This is a genomic window from Loktanella sp. D2R18 (genome assembly GCF_003318235.1).
In the GTDB taxonomy this organism is placed as follows: Bacteria; Pseudomonadota; Alphaproteobacteria; order Rhodobacterales; family Rhodobacteraceae; genus Yoonia.
The window spans coordinates 195,156-216,544 of the sequence record NZ_QOCG01000004.1 but is presented as its reverse complement, the minus strand read 5'-3'; the positions used below and the strand labels follow the sequence as shown (position 1 = coordinate 216,544).

Here is a 21,389-nt window from a genome sequence, read left to right as displayed (position 1 = left end):
GCACCGCGGAGGCATTGGGATAACGAGCTTTTAATGGGGCGGGAATTCTGAATGCCACGCGCGGACAAAGTGGTTCCCCGACTAGGTTTTCGTTTCTACGCATATGCAGACCTCAACTGGTCGGCTTCTGTCACCACTAGTGGTTGTATTTACCGAACGGTCAAGATTTCATTTGAAACTGTCGCAAAAGTTTCACAAGCTAAGCATATGCACTTCCTCTGCTTTGCTGGCCACCTTGGCCGCAATCATCCACAAACAAACGGAATTCTGATATGAAATTTGGATTAGCACCAGCGACGGTTCTTGTAGCCGCTTTGTCGACAACCAGCCTATCGGCTGAAACTTTGCGTCTTTTGACATGGGGTGGTTATGCACCGGAAGACGTAATTGCGCTGTTCGAGGCAGAAACAGGCCACACTGTCGAAGTGACAACATCAAACAACGAAGAAATGATCGCAAAGCTGCGCGCGACAAACGGCGGCGGTTTTGATCTCGCCCAGCCTAGCCAAGACCGTATCGCAAGCGCACAAGAAGAATTCGGTATCTACAAACCATTGGATATGTCCATGGTAGACGCCGCGCAATTCATTCCATCCATGCTGGAAGCGACTGCTGCAAACACCACATATGAAGGCGAAGTTTACGGTTTGCCACATGTTTGGGGTACAAGCGGTTTGGTTGTGAATACGGCCGAAGCTGGCCAAGTCACCGACTACACAGACCTATGTGACGCATCCGTTGCCGGTAGCGTATCTTACCGCCTGAAGCGCCCAACGCTGATCGGCTTCGCCTATTCAATGGGGCTCGACCCTTTTGCGGCTTATTCAGATGCGGACGCTTATCAAGGTATTCTGGACGAAGTTGAGGCCGCGCTGATCGAATGTAAGCCCAACGTAAAAACCTATTGGGATGGCGGCGACGAGATCAAGAACCTGTTGCGTTCAGGCGAAGTTGTTGCAGCAATGGCGTGGGATACAGGCGGCTGGCAGCTGAACGCTGACAACGCTGACATCACATTTGTTGCGCCAGAAGCCGGTGCGCTGGGCTGGATCGATACCTTCGTTCTGCCTGCCCGTGGTCGCGCAGATGAGGCGGCATATGATTGGATCAACTTTGTAATGCGTCCAGAAATCGCATCAATGATCACAAACACTGCTGGCAACTTTACCGCAGCTGTCGATGGTGATGCCGAAGTGAGCGCGGAACTCAAAGCGCGTTACCAAGGCAGCTTTGATCAAGCTGCAATCGACAATATCAAATGGTACCCACCTGTGCCTGCTGGCCTAGAAGCCCTTGAAGGCGCAACATTGGACCGTATCAACGCGTCCAACTAAGCCAGCTAAAACGATGAATGCGAAGGGCGCGTTTTGCGCCCTTCGTCGCTCTTATAGGACGACCAAAGCCAATGACGACACCTGCTGACCTTGTGTGCAAAGACTTAACCAAAGACTTTGATGATTTTCGCGCCGTCGATCGGGTGAGCTTTGAAGTCCCGCAAGGGTCGTTCTTTTCTATCCTTGGGCCGTCCGGCTGCGGGAAAACCACGCTCTTGCGGATGATCGCGGGTTTTCAATTTCCTACCAGTGGCGACCTGCTGATCAAGGGAAAATCCATGATAGACGTGGGCCCTAGCAAGCGGCCCGTGTCGATGGTGTTTCAACACCTCGCGCTCTTTCCGATGATGAATATTGGCAAAAACGTCGGCTTTGGCTTGCGCCAACGCGGGGTTCCTGCGGCTGAGATTAAGACGCGCGTAGGCCGGGTGTTGGAACGTGTTGGCCTGCCAGGGATTGAAGATCGTCAAGTTGATCAACTGTCGGGCGGTCAAAAACAACGCGTTGCCATCGCCCGCTGCATGGTGCTGGAACCTGATGTCTTGTTGCTTGATGAACCGCTGGGCGCGCTGGATCTGAAACTGCGCGAGCATATGAAAATCGAACTCAAATCTTTGCAGGCTGAATTCAATACGACCTTTGTCTATATCACCCACGACCAATCCGAGGCCTTGGTCATGAGCGACAATATCGCTGTGATGAACAAAGGCCGGTTTGACCAAATTGGCACGGCTAAAGAACTGTACTACGAACCCGCGAACGCTTTTGTCGCAGGGTTCGTTGGTGATGCGAATAAATTCTCGGGCAAGGTTATGGGGATTGACGGTCAGCGCGTTACAGTAACGACAAATGGCGGCGCTGAACTCAGCGCGCAAGCGATGCACGGCACCCCAAGCATCGGAGCAAACGCCCAAATATTTGTGCGCCCAGAGGCTATTGCGCTTTCAAAGACGGCGCCATCAGATAACCCGAACACAACCCCGCGTATCGTGGATAGTGTTCTGTTCAACGGGGCCAATAGCATGGTCCTGCTGCGTGATCCGCAATCTGGCGAGACATTGCAAGTTACCCTGCCACAGACCGGCGATCTGCTGGGATTGGGCAAGGGTGACACTGTTTTCGCCGATTGGGATCCGGCCCAAGCCCGCTGTTTCGCGACCGAGGGCGCATAGATGACCGATAAATCCAAACTTGGGTTTTACCTGCTGCTGATGCCATTGATGCTGTGGTTGATCACCTTGATCATCCTGCCGCACATCGGGCTGTTCATGGTGTCGATCAGCGAAAAGATCGGCGTGCGTCAATATGAAACCGGCCTTGGGAATTATGCCGTTTTCTTTAACGAACCGCTGTATTGGCGTACATTCGCACGCACCGCGTTCATGTCGATTTTCACCACGGTGCTGACATTGGTGCTGGGGTTTCCGGTCGCCTATTACATCGCTAAACTGACGCGTGGGCGCACCAAAACCACGCTGTTTTTGATGTGCCTGATCCCGTTTTGGGTGTCGGAATTGGTCCGTACATTCGGCTGGATGATCTTGCTGCGTGAAACTGGGGTGCTGTCTAATTTCTTGCAATACACAGGCGTAATCGGTGGCCCGGTCGAGTTTTTGTATAACGACGGGGCGATCATGGTGGGGCTGGTCTATACGTCGATCCTGTTCATGATTGTGCCGCTTGTCACCACGCTTGATAGTCTCGACGATAGCCTGATCGAGGCCGGTTATGATCTGGGGGGATCGGACTATTCCATCATGCGCGAAATCGTGATCCCGCATGCGATGCCGGGTATCGTGTCGGGCTGCATCGTGGTGTTCATGCTGTCCTTGGGCAACTATCTGACTCCAATTTTGCTGGGCGGCAAAGATAGCCTGTGGTTCACCGGGTTGATTTATACGCAGTTCATCACCCGTTTTAACTGGGAACTTGGATCGGCGTTCGGCTTTCTGCTTTTGGCGCTATCGTCCAGCATTGTTTTCATTGGCCTGAAATTGTCGCGGCAATCGCTGACTGAAACGATGGGGCGCTAGATGATCCCGACAATCCCCCAAACGAATGTGCTCAAATGGTCATATCGGGCCTATGTGACGCTGTTCTTTATCTACCTTGCGCTGCCGCTAACGGTCGTTTGCGTGTTTGCATTTAACGACAGCGTTTTCCCTTCGCTGCCATGGGAAGGGTTCACAATGGCTTGGTTCTTCGGAACCGAAGCGCCGTTTATCGGCGTGTTCAATGAACGCTCCATCATGCGCGCGATTGGCACATCAGCCTTTGTGGCCATGTGGGTCGCGGGGCTTGCCGTGTTCGTTGGCACTTGCAACGCGTTCCTATTCGTACGGCACGATTTTCGCGGTAAAGGGTTTCTATATATCTTAATGCTTCTTCCGCTGATCATTCCCGGTGTGATCTTGGGGATTTCGATCCTTGTCTTCGCAAGCTCGGTTGCCAACACGCTCGAAGACGCAACGGATATGTGGTTCGACGGGCTCCGCCCCGGGTTATTGTTGGTGATCTTGGGGCAGTTTTCCTTCATCACGACATTTGCAACGCTGGTTATTTCAGCGCGCCTACAAAAATTTGATCCAAGCCTTGAAGAAGCGGCGCTGAACCTTGGCGCCTCCAAATGGGGTGCGGTACGGCAGGTCACGCTGCCCTTTTTGTTCCCGGCAATCATGGGCGCAGGCGTTGTGGCCGTGTTGATGAGCTTTGAAAACTTCAACACGACACTGATGCTAGTCGGGTCAGAATCACCACTAACGATCACGATGTTTGACAAGCTTAAGCACGGGTCAACCCCAGTGTTGAACGCTGTATCGCTGTTGTTGATGATCATCTCTGCCGGACTAGGGCTGCTTGCGCTGTTGTTTCAACGCACCAAAGAATGATTAGCTATATTTTGCGATGAAGGCGTCGATGTCGAGCGCGCGAATGTCGGGCAGCGCGATTTTATACTTGTCCCGCGACCAATCCCAGACGGCGATCTGTAGCAGTGCCTCAGCTTGCGCCTCAGTAAAACGGCGTTTGATGAGCCGGGCTGGTACACCACCGACGACGGTGTAGGGGGCGACGTCTTTGGTGACGACCGCGCCTGCGCCGATCACAGCGCCCGTGCCAACGTTGACACCTGCGGTGATCGTGACCCCGTGCCCGATCCAGACATCGTCACCAATCGTGACCCAGTGATCCTGACGCCAATCAAAAAAATCATGGTCGTCGTCGCCTAACCCGTAAGCGGCAGCGCGATAAACTGAATGGTGTTGCGTCGCGCGCCATGTCGGGTGGTTACCGGGGTTGATACGGGCGGCGTTGGCAATGGAGCAAAATTTGCCAATTGTTGTCCAAACCACATGACAATCACGCGTGATGTAAGAATAATCGCCCATCTGGACATCCTTCATCACGGTGCCTTGGCCAACTTCGGTCCATTGTCCTAAATCGCAATCTGTAACCGAAGCCTCTGGGTGAACCGTTGGGGTTTCGCTTAACTGCTTTTTCGATCCAGCGCCGCTCATGGGATTATTTCCAATTCTCGTTTGACAATTTTTATTTGGCGAGCTCGTTCTTGCCGATAAGTTTTGCCCGAATCTTGCCGCTGATCCAGTCGATCAGGTAGACCATCGCGATGATGAGGAAGATGATTGACCAGGCCTCACCCCATTTATATGCTGCAATGCGATCCGACAGAAGAAACCCGATCCCACCCGCGCCAACGATGCCAAGGATCGTGCCGGAACGGACGTTGGATTCAAAGTTATAGAGCAAGACAGACAAGATCACTGGGTTGACCTGCGGCATGATCCCGTAGCGGATTTGCTGCAAGCGAGACCCGCCCGATGCCTTTACCCCGTCAATGGGTTTTTCAGACGTATTTTCGATAGCTTCTGAGAAAAGTTTAGCAAAGGTGCCGACTTCGCTTACGGTAATGGCGAGGATTCCTGCAAGCGGGCCAAGCCCAAATGCACGAATAAAAATAAGCGCAAGGATGAGCGTTTCAAAGGCGCGGATCACGTCGTACCCGCGGCGTATACCAAGGCGTAGAAAGTTCAGTTTATTGATGTTCTTGGCGCCTAAAAAAGACAGGGGAAACGCGATGACAGCACCCATAACCGTGCCCAAAAACGCAATGGCAAGCGTTTCACCCAAACCGTTCAGCACCTCTGAAAACTCTGCCCAAGTGGTCCAGATGTAAGGCGGGAACATGAATCCTATGACTGTGCCCAACCTTTCGAGGCCGGCCCATAGACGCATTGGGCTAAAGTCGAACGCCCAAAGGCAATAACAAAACAAAAGGCACATGAAAACGCGCAGCCCAATTTTGCGCGCACGCACGGCCGTTGGGTCACGAAAGGCCCGTGGAACACGGGTTTTGGCAGCGTCGATTTGTGTCGGGGTCATGCGCGTATCCCTTCCATTCCAATAATGCGGTGACGTAGTTTTTCGGATCCGTAGTCGATGGTCATTACGGTGACAAAAATGATCACGAAAAGTGCCGAAAGATCGGTGTATTCTTGAAAGCTCATCGCGGTGCGGAATTCTTGGCCCAGACCACCTGCGCCGACATATCCGATGATAGATGAGGCACGCACGTTGATCTCAAATCGTAGCAGCGTGTAGCTGATGATATTGGGCATCACCTGTGGCACAGCGCCGTAGCGAATTTGGTCAAACCAAGTGCCACCAGCGGCTTTCACCCCTTCAAGCGGGCGCATATCGATGTTTTCGTTCACTTCGGAATAAAGCTTACCAAGCGCGCCTGTCGCGTGCAGACTAATTGCCAACACACCCGCCATTGGACCAACAGAAAAGCAGAATACAAAAATGATCGCCCAAACCAGTTCAGGAACGGTACGCGCAATTTCTAGATAGCGGCGCGTCAACCAAAGGATCCATTTGTTCGGGGCAAGGTTGCGCGCGGCGGGAAAAGACAAAAGAAACCCACCGACAACCCCTAAGACGGTCGCCATATAGGCGATGAGGATTGTTTCAAACAACAGCTTGAGCCAAGTGCGCCAGCGCCAAAACCAATCTGCCAGATCGGCGCCAAGGCTATCCCTGTGTAGGGTGGGGATTGTCTTAGAAATGTATTCGCCAAGGCGGGGAATGCCGACAGGGATAATCCACCGCCATTCGCGCGATCCATCTGGCATGGTGACTTGGGTAACCTTGAAAAAGTCGCCGATCCAGGATGTCAGCATGAAGCAAATGAAAAACAAAACGGAGCCAATGGCCCAAGCCCGGCGTGACTTGCGTCGCCGTTCAGAGAAATCTTGTTCAAACTGACTGACCACCGCATTTTGCGGGATCGCCATATTGGCGGAATCGGCTGTTGCTGACATTCTTGGTCTCCACCAAAAAGAAGAGAGGCGGACCATTTGGCCCGCCTCTACATTGGAATTACCCGTTACGACGCTGATCACGGATCCAGTTGCGCATGTCGACGATCCACTGATAGCGGTCGTGGTCTACGCGCTGGAAACCAACAGATGGGTTTTCGTCTTCTTCAGTCCAAGATGAGTAGAGCTTGTAGCCCTCGGGATCGGCTGTTGGGAATTGTTCGATCGCTGCTGTGACGTCTTCGATCAGCTCTGCGGGCAGGTTGCTGCGGAATGTCCATGGGCCAGATGTAATTTCAGGGCTTTCCCAGATTGTGCAGATTTCGCCTGCTTCGATCATCCCCTTTTCTTCCATACGTGTATAAACGCTGTTTTCTGGGTTGTTCATATATGTCGCGGCCGTATCGAATGTGCCGTTATAAACGCCCTGAACGCCTGCTTCATGTGAGCCAGAGAAGGTGACTGTTCCAAAATGCTCTTCTGGAACAAACCCTTCACCGTTCACCATGTTGAAATAAGGAACCGCGTAGCCTGATGTGGAATCTGGATCAGCAAAAGCGTGGATTTTGCCTGCAGCATCTTCAAGATTTTCGATGCCGCTGTCGCAACGCGTCACAACGATTGAATAGTAACCTGTTGCGCCGTCTTGCTTCAATGTGGTCAATGTTGGGACCACCCCGCCGTCTGTCGCTGTATAGGCCGCGGCATAAGACGATGAACCGAAACGCCCGATTTCAATCTGGTCAGCGGCGATGGCCTGAACCACACCATCATAGTTGCCCGCAGTAAATATTTCGACCTCTACGCCCAGCTCTGCAGCCAAGAATGCGCGCAGCGGTTCGTTGCGCATCAGGCGGTCGCGTTCGTTTTCGCCAGATAGGATTCCGAATTTAAGAACTTGGTAGTCGTCCTGCCAAGCCAATGAAGGTGTCGCGATAAGCGCGCATAGCGCAGTCGTGGTCAAGAAACGCATGGTGTATCTCCCTGAGTTGCGTTGGATTTAGGCCGTTTCACGTAGAGCGGTAGAGGTTACGGCCTCGTTGAATTCTTGCAGGCCCTTAAGCCCGTAGATGTCGCGCACGACGTCATCGGTCAGCTGGCGGGCGGTGCCGTCAAAGAAAACGCGGCCTTCGCGCATGGCGATGATGCGGTCGCAATAGGCGCGCGCGGTATCAAGCGTGTGGAGGTTGACAAGAACGGTGATGCCGTCGTCTTGGTTGATTTGCTTGAGCCCATCCATGACCAATGTCGCATTGGCCGGATCAAGCGAGGCGATCGGTTCATCCGCGAGCATGATTTTTGGTTTCTGGACAAGCGCCTTGGCAATGGCGACGCGCTGTTGCTGACCGCCTGATAGGGTGCCCGCGCGCTGCAATGCTTGGGGGACCAGGTCCAATCGATCCAATGCCGCGATGGCTTGTGCGCGTTCCGCGTCGGTGAACTGCATCGCCATTGATGACAGAAAGCCATGTTCGGCCAACCGTCCAATCAGCACGTTTGTCAAAACATCTAGGCGGTCGACAAGGTTAAACTGCTGGAAGATCATCGCGCAATCGCGACGCCATTCGCGTAGCGCCTTGCCCTTGAGCGCGGTAATTTCGGTGCCGTCAAATGAAATCGACCCCGAAGTGGGGTCGATCAAACGGTTGATAAGCCGCAGCAGCGTAGATTTACCGGCGCCCGAGCGCCCAATAACACCGACAAACTGTCCCGGTTCAATCTTGAGCGAAACCCGGTCGACGGCTGTGGTCGGTCCGAACTGTCGCGTCACGTCTGAAAGTGTAAGGTACTGTGTCATGCTTATTCATCCGAATGAATTCTACATGGCCAATTAAACCGGGTTCCGTAACAGCAAAGATTCCTTCATGTGAAAGTTTTGTTAACGATCAGGCCACGCTGGGCTGGCGGTTGAGAGTTGCTGACATGGTGCCATTTGCGTGGACAGTTTCGCCTTGCAAAAAAGTCTCCAAGACGCGGTCTTGTGCATCGACAATGAACAAATCTGCCCGCTTTCCAATCGCAATTTCGCCACGATCCAAAAGCCCAAGAGCGCGTGCAGGATTAGCCGAGGCAAGCCGCGTCGCACCTGCTAGCCCATTCGGGTCCGTTTCGGCGAGGGCGCGGATTGCTGGTAGAACGGCGGCCGGGTGATAATCGGCGGCAAGAATGTGCAACAGTCCCGCGGCATGTGCGTCGCGGGCCGAAAGATTGCCTGAATAGCTTTGTCCGCGCATTGCGTTTGGTGCACCCATTGCTGTCATCAACCCGCGTGTGACGACAGTTTCTGCAGCCTCCATTGTGACCGGAAATTCGCTGATAATGGCGCCAAGATCGGCGATCAGGTTTGACTTTTCCACAGTGTCATCATCATGGCTGGCCAAGGCGATATTATGTTCGCGACACAGCGCCGCAACCCGTTGAAGGTTTGTAAGGACTTCATTTTCATCCGTTGCCGCATCCATCTTGGCATGTACCATAGCGCGTGCGTCTTCGAGCGATATGCCGTGGTGGGCCGCACGCAATTCGATATGGCGTTCAAGATTGCGATATTGGCCTTGTCCGGGTGTGTGGTCCATGACCGAAACGAGGTCAACTTGGCCGTCTGCAAGGAGATCACCCAAGGCGTCAATTGCCTCGGTGAAAGTGATATCAAATCTTGCGTGAATTTTGTGATCCACACGCATCGCCTGATTTGCCTGCTTGAGTTCGCGGATGATGTTGCATGTGTGAACAAATGATCTGCGCTCGCCACTACGTGCGCCGCGCGAAAATGACACGGCCGCATAGGCCGTTGTGACCCCGGTTGCCGCAAGGCGCACGTCCAAATGGCCCAAGGCAACGTCCATCGGAAAATCGACATGAACCCGGGGTTCAAGCTCAAGTTCAATCATATCGCCATGCATATCGATAAAGCCGGGAAACAAGTGCTTTCCGTCGCCGCGAATGCCACCAGCAACGGCGTGATCTTTGATGTCGGCGATTTTTCCGTCCGCGATCAGGATTGAACCACCTGATACAATTCTATCCGGCAATACCAATGTGAAATCAGATAACCACATCTTTGCGATCCTCGCCTGTTGCTGAGTCTGGGGTTAGGTCAATTTCGCGGTCAATCAGCGTCGCAACGTCACCGGGGTGGTGAAACACACCGATCATCGCAGTGCCCTGCGCTTTCAGTTCGGTAAGACGTTTAATCAGCGCAGCGCGCGCATTCACGTCAAGCGATGCTGTCGGTTCGTCCAAGAACAACAACCGCGGTGGCAGGATAAGCGTACGGGCTAGGTTCACCTTTTGCTGTTCTCCGCCTGAAAACGTGGTCGGGTAAGCGGCCCAAAGCGCGGGTTTAACTCCGAATGCGTTCAGCCAGTGCCGGGCCTCATCAAGCGCGTCCTCGGCGCATCGCCCTGCCAGACGTAACGGTTCTGCTACCAATGCTTCGGCGCTGACGCGTGGACGTGCGGTCAAAAACTGTGTGACAAAGCCGATTTCGGTGCGGCGCAGATAGGTCACATCAATATCGGCCGCGCGCGCAAGATCGATCACCCCGTGGTTGGAATGAAACAGGATCTCGCCAGATTGTGCCAGATAGCTGCGATAAAGCGTGCGCAGCAGCGTCGATTTTCCGGCGCCGTTCTGGCCCTTCAAAAGCAAAAATTCACCCGCATTTAGCAAGAACGAAATATCGTCAAAGGCGGCCATATGCGCACCAAGGTGGTGCATGGTGAAACCTTTGGTAAGGTGGTGGACATCCAATACGGTCATAGTTTTGCGTGTACCAATTGTTGTGTGTAAGCGTGTTGCGGGTCTTGAAAGACTTGATCGGCAAGCCCTTCTTCTACGACGCGCCCCCTGCGCATCACCATGACCCGGTCAGATAATGTGCGTATGACTCCAAGATCATGGCTTACGATGACCATCGTGATTTTCCGCTCTTGTTGCAGTTTCTTGAGCGTATCCAGTACAAGCGCTTGGACACTGACATCCAACCCTGTTGTTGGCTCATCTAAAAGCAACAGCGCGGGTTCAAGTGCTATGGCCTTGGCCAATTGCACCCGCTGCTGCATTCCGCCTGATAGCTCGATGGGTGGGGCATCCATCCGGTCAAGTGGGAATTCCGACGCATCCAGCGCGTCGCGTGCTTTTTCGCGCAGCACATTAAAGCGCCGCTCGCCTGCGACAAGCAACCGTTCGGCCACGTTGCCCGACGATGAATGCTTCATCAACAAGCCAAGATGCGGGTTTTGGTAGACGATACCGATCCGTGTTGCGCAAAGCATGCGCCGCGCATAACGATCTAGATCGAACAGGTTGCCCTGCACGTTTGGCAGGTCAAGGGTGTAGCTGCCTTGATCGGGGTGTTCTTCAAGATTCAGGCAGCGCAAGAACGTGGACTTCCCTGATCCGCTTTCACCGACGATACCAAGTACTTCGCCGGGATAAACGGTGGCGCTGACATCTTGCAACGCGGCGATATTACCAAAGGATTTACTGACATTACGCGCCATCAAAAGTGGCTGCGTTTTGACGATTTGTGGGGCGTCCATCATTCTGTCATCTCGCCGTTCTTGTACCATGTTTCACCGATTTGCACGGCTTCGCCATCTGCGCGGTGAATGGATTTCACACCTAATTCGCTGTCAGAGACTTCAAATGTCGACGGCCCGTCGTCTTGTGGAATTTCGTTCATAAAATATCCTTTTGCGCCTGACCGCGTACAAACATGCGCGCCGTGGTCTTCGACCTTGTAGGGCACATCATCAAACACGAGCGGTTCGACTTTCGTGAACGGTGGGACCGCGTGCAGCCGCTTTTCGCGCCCTGCGGAAAGGATTGTCAGGTGTTTGGCCATATGCATTTTGGGCACATCCCAGCGCGGAATAGGGGAGGGGGTCATCACGAACCGCCCGTTTACCAAGCTGGGATAACTTGCACCTTGCATTACGCGCCCGGATCGCACGATTTGTTCGTAAAGCTGCAACCACATGCGCCCGTAATCCGCGTCGGCATGCATTTGCCGCGCGATCGACATGTTCGGCTGAACGGGGCGCAGCGGTTCAGGGTTTGGCACTTGCAAGACCAACACTTGATCTTCGCGCAGAATTTCTTCGGGGATGCGGTGGCGGGATTGGATCAGGTCAGCTTTTAATGTGTCCGTCGTTGTCGGCGCGCCGGACACCCCGGCAAGGAAGCGCCGGATTGACGCCGCGTTTACGCTGTCATCGGCGCCTTGATCGATGACCTTGATCGTGGTTTTGGGGTTAAGCAAGGTGCAAGAGATTTGCAAACCGCCCGTCCCCCAGCCGCGCGCCATCGGAACCTCGCGGCTGGCATAGGGTATTTGACATCCTGGTACGGCAATCGCCTTAAGCATCTTGCGCCGAATTTCGCGCTTGGCCGAGGCATCAAGAAAGCCGTATGACATCGGTTCCCACGCTTTGGTCAGTGATTTGAGGCTCATTCTGCTGGCTCCGCTTGCTTTGCTTTTGCGTCGCGCATCGCGTCAAGGCTGGATTGGAAGGTGACGTAGTGCGGCAGTTTGAAGTGGATGCAAAAGCCAGAGCTTTCGACACCCTCTGTGTGATAGAGATAGAATTCTTCTTCGGTTGCGGACCCTTTGGGCGCGCCGGCCGAATTGAGATCAAGCGTGGCGGCGGCAATCACCTTGACTTCGTTCCAGCCCATCGTCGCTGCGAACCCTAACTCAAGTTGGCTGCCCTTCTTGGAAACGACCTCTGCTTGGCTGATCTTCACGCGCCCTGCGCTGAACTTTGTGCCGCGCGGGTGGGTGACGTTGATCTCTGCCTCGGCAAGCCGCAGTTCGTTGACGGTCGGGTGCGCTTGCCCATAGCCGCGCTGCGCAGCATAGCCTAGCGCAAGCACCCCACCGGTTTCGGCCCGCGCAAGACTTTGCAGCGTGTGGGCACGCTTGGCTGGAAACAACAAGGGTTCGCGCGTGACATCGGGAATGTCGTTGCCCGCGGTCGTATCGGGATTTGGTAAATTGAGTAAGTCGTTTTCGGCCTGCCATGCCGCGACGGACGGTTGCTGGGCTGGGGCTGGATGCGGCGCAGGCGTGACCAGGGTCGGGACGTGGGGCGTACCGGTGAGTACCTCTGTCGCGAGAATGCGGTGCGCGTAATCCAATGTTGGACCTAAAAGCTGCCCGCCGGGGATGTCTTTGAAGGCCGCCGAAATGCGGCGGTGCGTAAACAGCCCCTCTTGGGTTACCGGATCAGCCACCGCCAGCCGTGGCTGCGTCGTGCGCCAAGACCGCAGTAAAAGGATGGTTTCATAAAGCTCACCACCCGTCTGTGCGAGTGCGAGTGCGGCAAGGTCTTCATCATATAGCGACGCTTCGCCCATCACCCGGTCAACCAGATAGGGCATTGCACGGCGCGTTTCGGCGACACGTTCTGGGGTAATTGCGCCCATCTCTGCTTTGAATAACCGCTGAGATTGTTCAATCGCGCGTTCGCCGCCACGGGTTGCAACATAAGCCATCAAAGCACCTCTATCGCTGTTGATCGCGGAATGCCGATAATCTGATCCTGATCAATTATGAAAATGTCAAACCCCATCGGGTAGCGCATCACATCGCGGCGGGCGGTCCAGAAGGCATCTGGTATGCCGTCGATTTTGATGGATACGGCTCCGTCAACGCCGGGGCCCGTTAGCCGGAGTGCCATGCCATGTCCAATCACAGCGGGCATCACGAGCGTCGCGCCATCTTCGGGGTAGATATCGGTACCTTGTCGCAGAACACTAAGAATGCTGGGATCAGGTGTAGCGGAAAGGAACAGGTGGTCGGCATCGTTTTGCGCAACGATTTGCGCACCCGCCTGTGCAGCAATTTGCATCAGATGAACGTCATCAGAAAAGATGGCGCATTCGCGGTCAATCAATGCAGCGATAAGACTGGCTTGACCTGCGACGGGCAGCTTGCGTGCCATGCCGGGGCGCGACAAGGCCCACATCAGCGCGTCATAGGTCGCGTTGGTTTGTGTTTCGAAATCGGAAGGTGCAGGCGTTTGCATCAGAATGTTTCCATATCTACGCGTGTTGCTTCGACCTGGCAGAGCCGGTCGTGATCTTCTTGGTGCTGTAGGGCCGATTCTTTGGCCAAAAAGGCCGCGCATTCGGTATGGGCGACACCGATCGAAACAGTTAAATCGACCAAGGCCATTGCCATCACCGTTTCCAAATCGCGCCCGCGCCGCATGCCGTACCCTTGCTGTGCGCCCACGCGGATATGGGCTTCGCTGACTAATACTTCGCCAAGGTGAAAGTTTGTTCCTTGCGCCGTATCGCGCATCGGCAACATCACAAGACCCGTGCGGTTTTCGACAACCGTGATGTCGCCAAGCGCATCGATCAATGGTTCGGCAAACGCCTTTAGGCGGTCTACATCGACCCGAGCCAAGATACCGAGCATCTCGCTATGGGTGAATGCAGCAAGGCTTTGCGCGGTGTCCATGTCTTAGTCCTGTTCTGTTGGCATGTTGAATTTGACCCGCGCGGCTGACCAAATTACTTGGCTAAACGCGATGGGCGTTCCGTCTGGTAAGGTGTCGACCGCGCGGACAACGATGACCGGCATTTCGGGGTGCTGGCGTAGTTGTTGGGCCTCGGCTGCGCGCGCAGGCCGGGCATGCATTTGGGTGTTGCCGCGCAAGTAATCGTTGATGCCGTAGGTTGCGTAAGTCGCTGTGACCGATCCAGTTTCTAACCGGCGTTCTGCAAAGTCCGGAAACCGGGCCGCGTCGTGGTAAAGCGTACCAAACGAAACCGGAACGCCACCAACCAAGGTCATACGTTTCGTTGCGATCACCTTGGCCCCTGTATCACTCTGCAAACTCTGCGCAACGCGCGGGCTTGCAAGAATCTGTTCAGAGCCGAGCGCTTCACCTGTGATTTCGGCCCCTCGCGTTCCAAGGTTTTTGCGCAGGCGGGTACGCGCACCGATGGTGTATTCTAGCAATGTATGGGCTTGCACGAATGTCCCGCGCCCTTGCTCGACACTGATGAGCCCCTGTTTTGCCAATTCGGCCAAGGCACGACGTACCGAATGGCGGCCAGCGGCAAAGGCCGTGGCGAGCTCTGGTTCTGTGGGCAGTTTCGCCCCTGGCTCTAGAACGCCGTCCATAATGTCTTGCTCAATGTGGGCGCGGATATCGCGCCATTTATCTTGTCTGGTCATTTTATTCATCCGAATGAATTTTGAATATCGTGGGTTTATGACAGACACATGTCGGCAGCAAGTAAACAGCACGCGTCACGAAAGTTTCACAAAATGGTTGTCGAACTGAAACAGCCGACATCCAATCATCCGAATGAATTTAACTGGAGAGTCTTATGCAAATCAAATCACTTGTACTGGGCGTTGGTCTTGTCGCGGCATCTGCCGTTGCAGCCTATGCTGAAAACTGGAAACTGGCCGTGACCGACGTCGAGGGCATGGAGCGCCTGCAACTGGAGTGGGGTCCATTCCGCGACGCGCTCGAAGCCGCGACTGGCGACACTTTCGAGTTTTACGCCGTGAATTCGCGCACAGCCGCCGCCGAAGCCCTACGCGGCGAAACCGTTGATTTCGTTGTGTCTGGCCCGGCGGAATACGTTGTCATCAACAAGCTGACAGAAGCGACACCGCTGATCGGCCTTGGCCGCCCTGACTATCACTGTGCGATCATCACCCGCGCGGACAGCGGCATCAACACCATGCAGGATTTGGTTGGCGCGACTGTCGCATTTGGTGACATCGGTTCTACTTCAAACATGCTGTGCCCAATGCAGGTTTTGGCTGATCACGGCGTTGACCCTGTCAATGACATCGAGCGCATCCATACAAGCCGCAACATCGCGCATGAAGCGCTTAAGAACGGCGAAGTTGACGCAATCGGGTCGAACGCTGGTAGCTGGCTGAACGTCCGCAACGCTGAAACTGACCTTCCTTATGGTTTTTTTAAGATCATTGGCCGTTCTGGCGATTTGCCCAACGACATGATCATGGTTGGTGCACATGTACCTGCTGAAGCCGCTGAAATGGTGCAGACTGCCATCCTCGAAAACAAAGATGCGGTCATCGCAGGCATCACTGCGCATGAGGAAAACGACAAATACGTCGGTATGGATCTCGTGGCGATCGAAGACAGTGCTTATGACTATGTACGCTCTATGTACACGAACGCTGGCTACCCACAGTTCGACAGTTTCATCGGTGACTAATGTCATCGAAAAAGAGGTCGCGCCCGCGCGACCATTGCAAACCGGGGGGGTATTCCTCCCGGTTTCTTCTGTTGATCTTGAAGCGCGCAATGTCGGGAAGGTTTTCGGCGAAAACCCTATTTTTTCTGACGTAAGCTTTCGTTTAGCGCGTGGCGAAGCGGTGGCGCTGGTTGGTGCGAATGGAACCGGGAAATCGACGCTCTTGCGTTGTTTGATGGGCTTGATACCGGCCTCTGACGGGCAGGTCATATTATTGGGTGAAGATACATCCAACGCCCGAGACAAGGCGATGCGGGCCTTGCGCGCACGGGTTGGCTTGGTCTCACAAAAACATAACCTCGTGCCGCGGTTGTCGGTGTTGTCAAATGTGATCCACGGGCTGCTGGGCCGCAAACCCGGCATACGACACTGGTGCCATACATTTGCGCCCGCGGCATCGCGCGAGGCCGCGATGCAGGCGCTTGAAAAGGTTGGGTTAGCTGACTTTGCGTCGCGCCGTGCAGACCGTCTTTCGGGCGGACAATCGCAGCGCGTCGCGATTGCGCGCGCCATTGTTGGGAATCCCGAAATCCTGATCGCTGACGAGCCTTGTGCCTCGCTTGATCCATCCGCGGGGGATGATGTGATGGAACTGTTCTTTCGTCTCGCACGTGAACAAGGTGTGACCGTCGTTTTCACCTCGCATAACGTCGAACACGCCTTGCGTTACGGAGACCGGGTATTGGGGCTGGCAGATGGTGCGCTCAAACTCGACGCGACCGCTGCTTCGCTCAACGCCCAACATCTAAGAGGGCTTTATGACTAATTCTACTATTCTGCTACGATACGAGCGCCCGTCGGCTCTCAGCTTTATCGGCTATGCGTTGGGCCTTGCGTTGATTGCATGGTGCTTGGCTGGCGCTGGGTTTTCCGTCGAAAAAATGGTCACGGCGCCGCCGCGGTTCGCTGATTTTTTGGATCGCGCATTTCCACCCAATATGGACCCAAAGACGCTGAACCGCTTGGGTTGGAAGATGATCGAGACGCTTCAAATTGCGGTTGCGGGGGCGGTCATTGGCGTGATCTTGTCTATTCCGGTCGCGTTACTTGCGGCGCGTGGCTTGATCGCCGGGGTTTGGGTCAACCAAATCGTGCGTAACATCCTCAGCTTTATTCGCGCGGTGCCTGATATCGCTTGGGCGCTTGTCTTTGTCGTGGCCGTGGGGCTTGGGCCATTCGCGGGCATGCTGGCGATTGCCATTGATACGGTCGGCTTTTGTGGCCGCTTCTTCGCGGATGATATGGAGGGCACCGATAAAGGGCCCGCTGAATCGCTGACCGCAACGGGCGCGCGTAAGCTTGATGTAGTTGCTTGCGCCACGATCCCAGCAGCGATGCCTGCATTTATTTCAACGGGGCTTTTCGCGCTTGAAAAGGCCGTACGGTCATCGACGATCCTCGGCCTTGTTGGGGCCGGTGGGATTGGGATCGAACTGAAAGTCGGGTTCGATTTGTTCGACTACCCGACCGCAATGACGGTGATCTTGATGATTGCGGTTGTCGTTGTCGCACTTGAACAACTCAGCGGCTGGGCCCGCAACAAAATCATTGGAGAACAGCGATGAAGGAAGCGGATACCGCCCATAAGTACTGGAACGAGGCATGGGGCGATGCCGCTAAACGCGAAGATTGGATGAAGCCTGAGGCTGAGATCGCAAGTTTCGCCACACGGCTTTCTCCGGGTAGTCGGGTGCTGGACCTCGGTTGCGGTGTTGGGAGACATGCTTTGATGTATGCAGCGCAGGGGCACAATGTCACAGCACTCGATGCGGCAGCAGATGGGCTGGCAGAACTTTCACGCGAAGCCGAGGCTGCGGGGCTGTGCGTTGATGCGCGCTTGGGCAAGATGGATGCGCTACCATTCGATGACGGCGCTTTCGATCATGTCCTTTCCTTCAACGTCATTTACCACAGCGACGAAGAAATATTGATCCGCACCATTGCAGAGGTTCGCCGGGTTCTGCGCCCGGGTGGGACGTATCAGGGCACTATGTTAACCCTGCAAGGTCTCGCCCTGACCCACGCCAAATTATCGGGTGGACGTGAAATTTCGCGCAACACTTGGGTGTTCGACGATGACGAGGGTGACAAGCGGCATCCTCACCATTTCTGCGGCACCGCTGACCTCATGCACCTATTCCAAGGCTTTGAAATTCTGCGGGTTGATACTGACAAACCCGAAGGTGGCAAAGGCGGACGTTGGCGCCTCATATTGGAGCGACTATGATGACATTTACGTACCAAGGTGCATTGGCCTACCTTCCCGACCAAATCGTTGAAACGACCGTCACGGTTGCCGATGGCAAGATCGCCGAGATTGGCGGACCGGTACAGGGTGATGTGATCGATGCGCGCGGATTGATCCTCGCACCTGCGCTTATTGATGTGCATGGCGACGCATTTGAACGACAGTTAATGCCACGCCCCAACGTCTACTTCCCGATTGATACAGCGGTGATCGACACAGATCGGCAGCTTGCGGTGAACGGTATCGCTACGGCCTATCACGCAGTGACGCTCGGTTGGGAACCGGGGCTGCGCGCGGTGTCGCGTGGGCGCGCGCTTATGGAAGCATTGATCGCGCTTGCGCCTCGGCTGACGGTCGAAAACCGCGTGCAATTACGCTGGGAAACCTTTGCCTTTGAAGAGGCGTTTGAGACGATTGAATGGGCTTTGAAAGCACCGCTTACCCCATCAATCGCGTTCAACGATCACACGTCAATGACAATGCGCGCCTTCGATACATCCATGCAAGATCGTGCGTTTGAACATAGTCCTGATTTCACCACGGCGTCGCTGAACGATGATCGGATGAAACAGCGCACAGCAGGGCACGCGAAACGATCAGGGCTTGATGAAGAAAGTTATCTTGATCTGTTGCGCAAAGTTTGGGATCGGCGTGATCGCGTGCCGCAATCCATACAAGCCGTGGCCTCAGCGGGCCAATTAGCGGGCGCACCTATGCTTAGTCACGATGATACACGCGCAGAAACACGAGCCTATTTCCGAGAGATCGGCGCGGCATCCGCTGAGTTTCCGATGGTGTTAGAGGCCGCGCAGGCCGCACGTGACGCGGGCGACGCAATCATCTTTGGATCCCCGAATGCGGCGCGCGGCGGCAGCCATATCGGGTCGCTTGGCGCTGGCGATATGGTCGAGGCAGGGTTGTGCGATGCTTTGGCATCTGACTATTTTTACCCGGCAATGTTGTCTGCTGCTGCCAAGCTAGACGCAGAAAAGCGCGCGGATCGTTCTAAACTTTGGTCTTTGGTATCCGCTGGCCCGGCCAGGGCGATGGGCCTGATGGACCGGGGCGATATTTCTGTCGGGAAACGCGCCGATCTTGTTCTTGTTGATTGGCCGGACGGAAAAACCCCGGCGATCCAAGGAACATGGGTTGCAGGCCGCTGTGCCTATCGTGGTATGCCTGCTGGATGATCAATCGCGACTACGTCCCAGCCATCGGCCTTGGGGTTTCTCAAATCATGGGCTACGGCTGTTTGATGTATGCATATGCGGTTCTGTTGCCGCATATGGCGACGGACCTTGGCCTGTCGCTATCCGAAGTCTTTGGCATCTTGTCGTTGGGCCTGTTTTTTGGCGGGTTGGTGTCGCCTATTGCGGGCACGTTGGTCGACCGATTTGGCGGGCGCTGGGTGATGACCCTAGGCTCGGTGGTTGCTGGAATATCTTTGTGTTTGCTGTCATTTGTCGAGGGGCGCATTGGGCTGTTCTTTGCGATCCTTCTGGCCGAAGGTGCAGGTATGTTCGTGCTGTACAACGTGGCATTTGCCTCAGTGGCGCGGCTTGCGGTGGGTATCCCGGCGCAGCGATCAATCTCTGTGATCACGCTGTTTGGCGGTGTGGCCTCAACGATTTTTTGGCCGCTCACGCTTGCGTTTTTCAATCGGTTCGGATGGGAGACGACGTGGATTATTCTTGGCGTTGCCTATCTAATTGTGACGGTACCCGTGCATCGTTATGCGCTTGGCGGCGCTGAAAATGACCATTCTGTGCGCAGCGCAGCTGATAGCCACGATTGGCCCGAACTCCAAGGCGAGGCGCGCAAGCGCGGGATGCTTTGGATGGTTATCTCATTCGTCTTCTCTGGCTACATCATGGGGGCGATGATGACGCTGTGGGTCACAAATGTCCAAGACCTTGGCCACACGGCGGCCATGGCTGCGCTTGCGGGCGCGGTCATCGGTCCGTTCAAGACGGTGGGTCGCTTTTTCGAAATGCTGGTCAGCCGCAACATGTATCCGCTTGTCACCTATATTTTGGCGCTTGGGCTTATGCTGGCCGGTTTCGCGATCTTGCTATCGCTGGGTTTCACGCTCGTCGGGGTGATCCTTGCCGCAGCACTTTATGGCATGGGCGATGGGATCAAAACGATTGCACGCGGGACTTTGCCGCTCGCGCTGTTTGGGGCAAAAGGCTATGGTGCGCGGCTGGGCTGGATTTCATTCGTGCAGATGGGGATCAACGCATCAGCCCCGTTTATGTTCGCATGGATGACCCAAACCTTTGGCGGCTGGTGGAGCTTTCTAGCAATGGCCATGTGTCTTTGCGCGGCCATCGCAACCTATGTGCTGATCCCCGATCCCAGGCGTCCTAGCTAAAGAATGATGCCAGCATCCGAAACGCAGTGATCATTAAAAAGAGCGCAAAGGCGCGCTTGATCCAGACTGTATCGACGGCATGCGCCAATTTGGCCCCCAAGGGCGCGAAGCCAACGGTGAAGGGCAGGATGATCGCAGCCGCCGCATAGTTTATATAACCGAGCGAAAACGGCGGGCGGTCAGGCACCCCCCAGCCGGATATGATGAAACCGATTCCGGCTGGCACAGCGATTAAAAAACCAAAGGCCGAAGCAGTGCCAACGGCACGCCGTATGTCGACTGAAAACGCGCTAAGAAGCGGGACGGATAATGTGCCACCGCCAATCCCCATGAGTGCCGAGAAAACGCCGGTCACCAAGGATATGATCCCATTCGGTACCCAGCCCTTTGGTAGTGCAGGTGAAATGATCAATGTGCGTGGAAGCAGCATATTGATAGAGACCAAAACAGCGATCCCCCCAAAAATGAGCCGTAACCCGTCGGCGTCAATAAATTGCGATAGCAATCCGCCTGCCAGAGCCCCGATAACCAACCCGGGTCCCCATTGCCGCAAGAGGCCGCGATCAACGGCGCCACGTGCGTTGTGCGCCCGCGCAGAAGAAATAGAGGTAAAGATGATCGTCGCAAGCGATGTCGCCACGGCCATATGCATAGAGAGGGCAGGTGGGAAATCTGTAAATGACAGAATCCAAAAGAGTACAGGGACCAAGACGATCCCACCACCGACACCCAATAATCCTGCCAGAATACCCGCCGTGATAGACGCAAGGATGACACCGCCCAAGATGAGCGCGATCTGTAATGTTGTTATGTCAGTCATTTTGATCCTAGAGGGC

Annotated in this window: 24 protein-coding genes; 10 read left to right on the top strand and 14 right to left on the bottom strand. The window is 54.9% G+C overall.

Annotated features, from left to right (window positions below):
- Nucleotides 1-272 precede the first annotated feature (272 nt).
- From DS901_RS02030 to DS901_RS02015, 4 genes are all read left to right on the top strand, one after another.
- Complete coding sequence (locus tag DS901_RS02030; protein ID WP_113775247.1) at nucleotides 273-1,334, top strand: extracellular solute-binding protein; 1,062 nt, start codon at nucleotides 273-275, stop codon at nucleotides 1,332-1,334.
- Nucleotides 1,335-1,405: 71 nt separating this feature from the next.
- Complete coding sequence (locus DS901_RS02025; RefSeq protein ID WP_113775246.1) at nucleotides 1,406-2,506, top strand: ABC transporter ATP-binding protein; 1,101 nt, start codon at nucleotides 1,406-1,408, stop codon at nucleotides 2,504-2,506.
- Nucleotides 2,507-3,367, top strand: a complete 861-nt coding sequence (locus DS901_RS02020) for an ABC transporter permease (RefSeq protein ID WP_113775245.1) — start codon at nucleotides 2,507-2,509, stop codon at nucleotides 3,365-3,367.
- The gene (locus tag DS901_RS02015) at nucleotides 3,368-4,222 is read left to right on the top strand and encodes an ABC transporter permease (RefSeq protein ID WP_113775244.1); all 855 of its coding nucleotides are present in this window, start codon (nucleotides 3,368-3,370) and stop codon (nucleotides 4,220-4,222) included.
- On the opposite strand, the gene DS901_RS02010 is transcribed toward DS901_RS02015, so the two are convergent.
- The 13 genes from DS901_RS02010 to phnF all read right to left on the bottom strand — a co-directional run bounded on the left by DS901_RS02010 (nucleotide 4,223) and on the right by phnF (nucleotide 14,867).
- A complete protein-coding gene (locus DS901_RS02010) occupies nucleotides 4,223-4,849 on the bottom strand; it encodes a DapH/DapD/GlmU-related protein (protein WP_113775243.1) in 627 nt (208 codons plus the stop codon).
- A 31-nt stretch (nucleotides 4,850-4,880) separates the two neighbouring features.
- Nucleotides 4,881-5,732 (bottom strand): phosphonate ABC transporter, permease protein PhnE, encoded by an 852-nt coding sequence (gene phnE, locus DS901_RS02005; RefSeq protein WP_113775242.1) that lies wholly within the window; start codon nucleotides 5,730-5,732, stop codon nucleotides 4,881-4,883.
- A complete protein-coding gene (phnE, locus tag DS901_RS02000; RefSeq protein WP_113775241.1) occupies nucleotides 5,729-6,673 on the bottom strand; it encodes a phosphonate ABC transporter, permease protein PhnE in 945 nt (314 codons plus the stop codon). The genes phnE (DS901_RS02005) and phnE (DS901_RS02000) overlap by 4 nt, the downstream gene beginning before the upstream one ends.
- Before the next feature lie 58 nt (nucleotides 6,674-6,731).
- Nucleotides 6,732-7,643, bottom strand: a complete 912-nt coding sequence (gene phnD, locus DS901_RS01995) for a phosphate/phosphite/phosphonate ABC transporter substrate-binding protein (RefSeq protein WP_113775240.1) — start codon at nucleotides 7,641-7,643, stop codon at nucleotides 6,732-6,734.
- A 27-nt stretch (nucleotides 7,644-7,670) separates the two neighbouring features.
- Complete coding sequence (phnC, locus tag DS901_RS01990; protein ID WP_113775239.1) at nucleotides 7,671-8,468, bottom strand: phosphonate ABC transporter ATP-binding protein; 798 nt, start codon at nucleotides 8,466-8,468, stop codon at nucleotides 7,671-7,673.
- An 88-nt stretch (nucleotides 8,469-8,556) separates the two neighbouring features.
- Complete coding sequence (locus DS901_RS01985) at nucleotides 8,557-9,729, bottom strand: alpha-D-ribose 1-methylphosphonate 5-triphosphate diphosphatase (protein WP_113775238.1); 1,173 nt, start codon at nucleotides 9,727-9,729, stop codon at nucleotides 8,557-8,559.
- A complete protein-coding gene (locus DS901_RS01980) occupies nucleotides 9,716-10,432 on the bottom strand; it encodes a phosphonate C-P lyase system protein PhnL (RefSeq protein WP_113775237.1) in 717 nt (238 codons plus the stop codon). Before DS901_RS01980 ends, DS901_RS01985 begins: the two co-directional genes overlap by 14 nt.
- A complete protein-coding gene (locus DS901_RS01975) occupies nucleotides 10,429-11,217 on the bottom strand; it encodes an ATP-binding cassette domain-containing protein (RefSeq protein WP_220150201.1) in 789 nt (262 codons plus the stop codon). Before DS901_RS01975 ends, DS901_RS01980 begins: the two co-directional genes overlap by 4 nt.
- The gene (locus tag DS901_RS01970) at nucleotides 11,214-12,128 is read right to left on the bottom strand and encodes an alpha-D-ribose 1-methylphosphonate 5-phosphate C-P-lyase PhnJ (RefSeq protein ID WP_113775235.1); all 915 of its coding nucleotides are present in this window, start codon (nucleotides 12,126-12,128) and stop codon (nucleotides 11,214-11,216) included. Before DS901_RS01970 ends, DS901_RS01975 begins: the two co-directional genes overlap by 4 nt.
- On the bottom strand, nucleotides 12,125-13,171 hold the full coding sequence (locus DS901_RS01965; protein WP_113775234.1) for a carbon-phosphorus lyase complex subunit PhnI: 1,047 nt from the start codon (nucleotides 13,169-13,171) through the stop codon (nucleotides 12,125-12,127). Before DS901_RS01965 ends, DS901_RS01970 begins: the two co-directional genes overlap by 4 nt.
- A complete protein-coding gene (gene phnH / locus DS901_RS01960) occupies nucleotides 13,171-13,704 on the bottom strand; it encodes a phosphonate C-P lyase system protein PhnH (RefSeq protein ID WP_258546624.1) in 534 nt (177 codons plus the stop codon). Before phnH ends, DS901_RS01965 begins: the two co-directional genes overlap by 1 nt.
- Complete coding sequence (locus DS901_RS01955) at nucleotides 13,704-14,144, bottom strand: phosphonate C-P lyase system protein PhnG (RefSeq protein WP_113775347.1); 441 nt, start codon at nucleotides 14,142-14,144, stop codon at nucleotides 13,704-13,706. Before DS901_RS01955 ends, phnH begins: the two co-directional genes overlap by 1 nt.
- Nucleotides 14,145-14,147: 3 nt before the next feature.
- Entirely contained in the window at nucleotides 14,148-14,867 is a 720-nt protein-coding gene (gene phnF, locus DS901_RS01950; RefSeq protein ID WP_113775346.1) for a phosphonate metabolism transcriptional regulator PhnF, read from the bottom strand.
- Nucleotides 14,868-15,022: 155 nt separating this feature from the next.
- Between phnF and DS901_RS01945 the strand changes: the two genes are divergently transcribed.
- The 6 genes from DS901_RS01945 to DS901_RS01920 are packed head-to-tail and all read left to right on the top strand — an operon-like array spanning nucleotide 15,023 to nucleotide 20,553.
- Nucleotides 15,023-15,892, top strand: coding sequence for a phosphate/phosphite/phosphonate ABC transporter substrate-binding protein (locus DS901_RS01945; RefSeq protein WP_113775233.1), 870 nt, complete (start codon nucleotides 15,023-15,025; stop codon nucleotides 15,890-15,892).
- A complete protein-coding gene (locus DS901_RS01940; RefSeq protein ID WP_220150200.1) occupies nucleotides 15,885-16,697 on the top strand; it encodes a phosphonate ABC transporter ATP-binding protein in 813 nt (270 codons plus the stop codon). The genes DS901_RS01945 and DS901_RS01940 overlap by 8 nt, the downstream gene beginning before the upstream one ends.
- Nucleotides 16,690-17,496 carry a phosphonate ABC transporter, permease protein PhnE gene (gene phnE / locus DS901_RS01935; RefSeq protein WP_113775231.1) on the top strand — a complete coding sequence of 269 codons (807 nt, stop codon included), beginning with the start codon at nucleotides 16,690-16,692 and terminating at the stop codon, nucleotides 17,494-17,496. Before DS901_RS01940 ends, phnE (DS901_RS01935) begins: the two co-directional genes overlap by 8 nt.
- A complete protein-coding gene (locus tag DS901_RS01930) occupies nucleotides 17,493-18,158 on the top strand; it encodes a class I SAM-dependent methyltransferase (RefSeq protein ID WP_113775230.1) in 666 nt (221 codons plus the stop codon). Before phnE (DS901_RS01935) ends, DS901_RS01930 begins: the two co-directional genes overlap by 4 nt.
- Entirely contained in the window at nucleotides 18,155-19,369 is a 1,215-nt protein-coding gene (locus DS901_RS01925; RefSeq protein WP_113775229.1) for an alpha-D-ribose 1-methylphosphonate 5-triphosphate diphosphatase, read from the top strand. The genes DS901_RS01930 and DS901_RS01925 overlap by 4 nt, the downstream gene beginning before the upstream one ends.
- Nucleotides 19,366-20,553: an MFS transporter gene (locus tag DS901_RS01920; RefSeq protein ID WP_181820720.1), complete on the top strand. Its 1,188-nt coding sequence runs from the start codon at nucleotides 19,366-19,368 to the stop codon at nucleotides 20,551-20,553. Before DS901_RS01925 ends, DS901_RS01920 begins: the two co-directional genes overlap by 4 nt.
- Here the strand turns inward: DS901_RS01920 and DS901_RS01915 are convergent.
- Nucleotides 20,546-21,373, bottom strand: a complete 828-nt coding sequence (locus DS901_RS01915; protein ID WP_113775227.1) for a sulfite exporter TauE/SafE family protein — start codon at nucleotides 21,371-21,373, stop codon at nucleotides 20,546-20,548. The two genes, DS901_RS01920 and DS901_RS01915, sit on opposite strands and share 8 nt — an antisense overlap.
- Nucleotides 21,374-21,389: the final 16 nt, after the last annotated feature.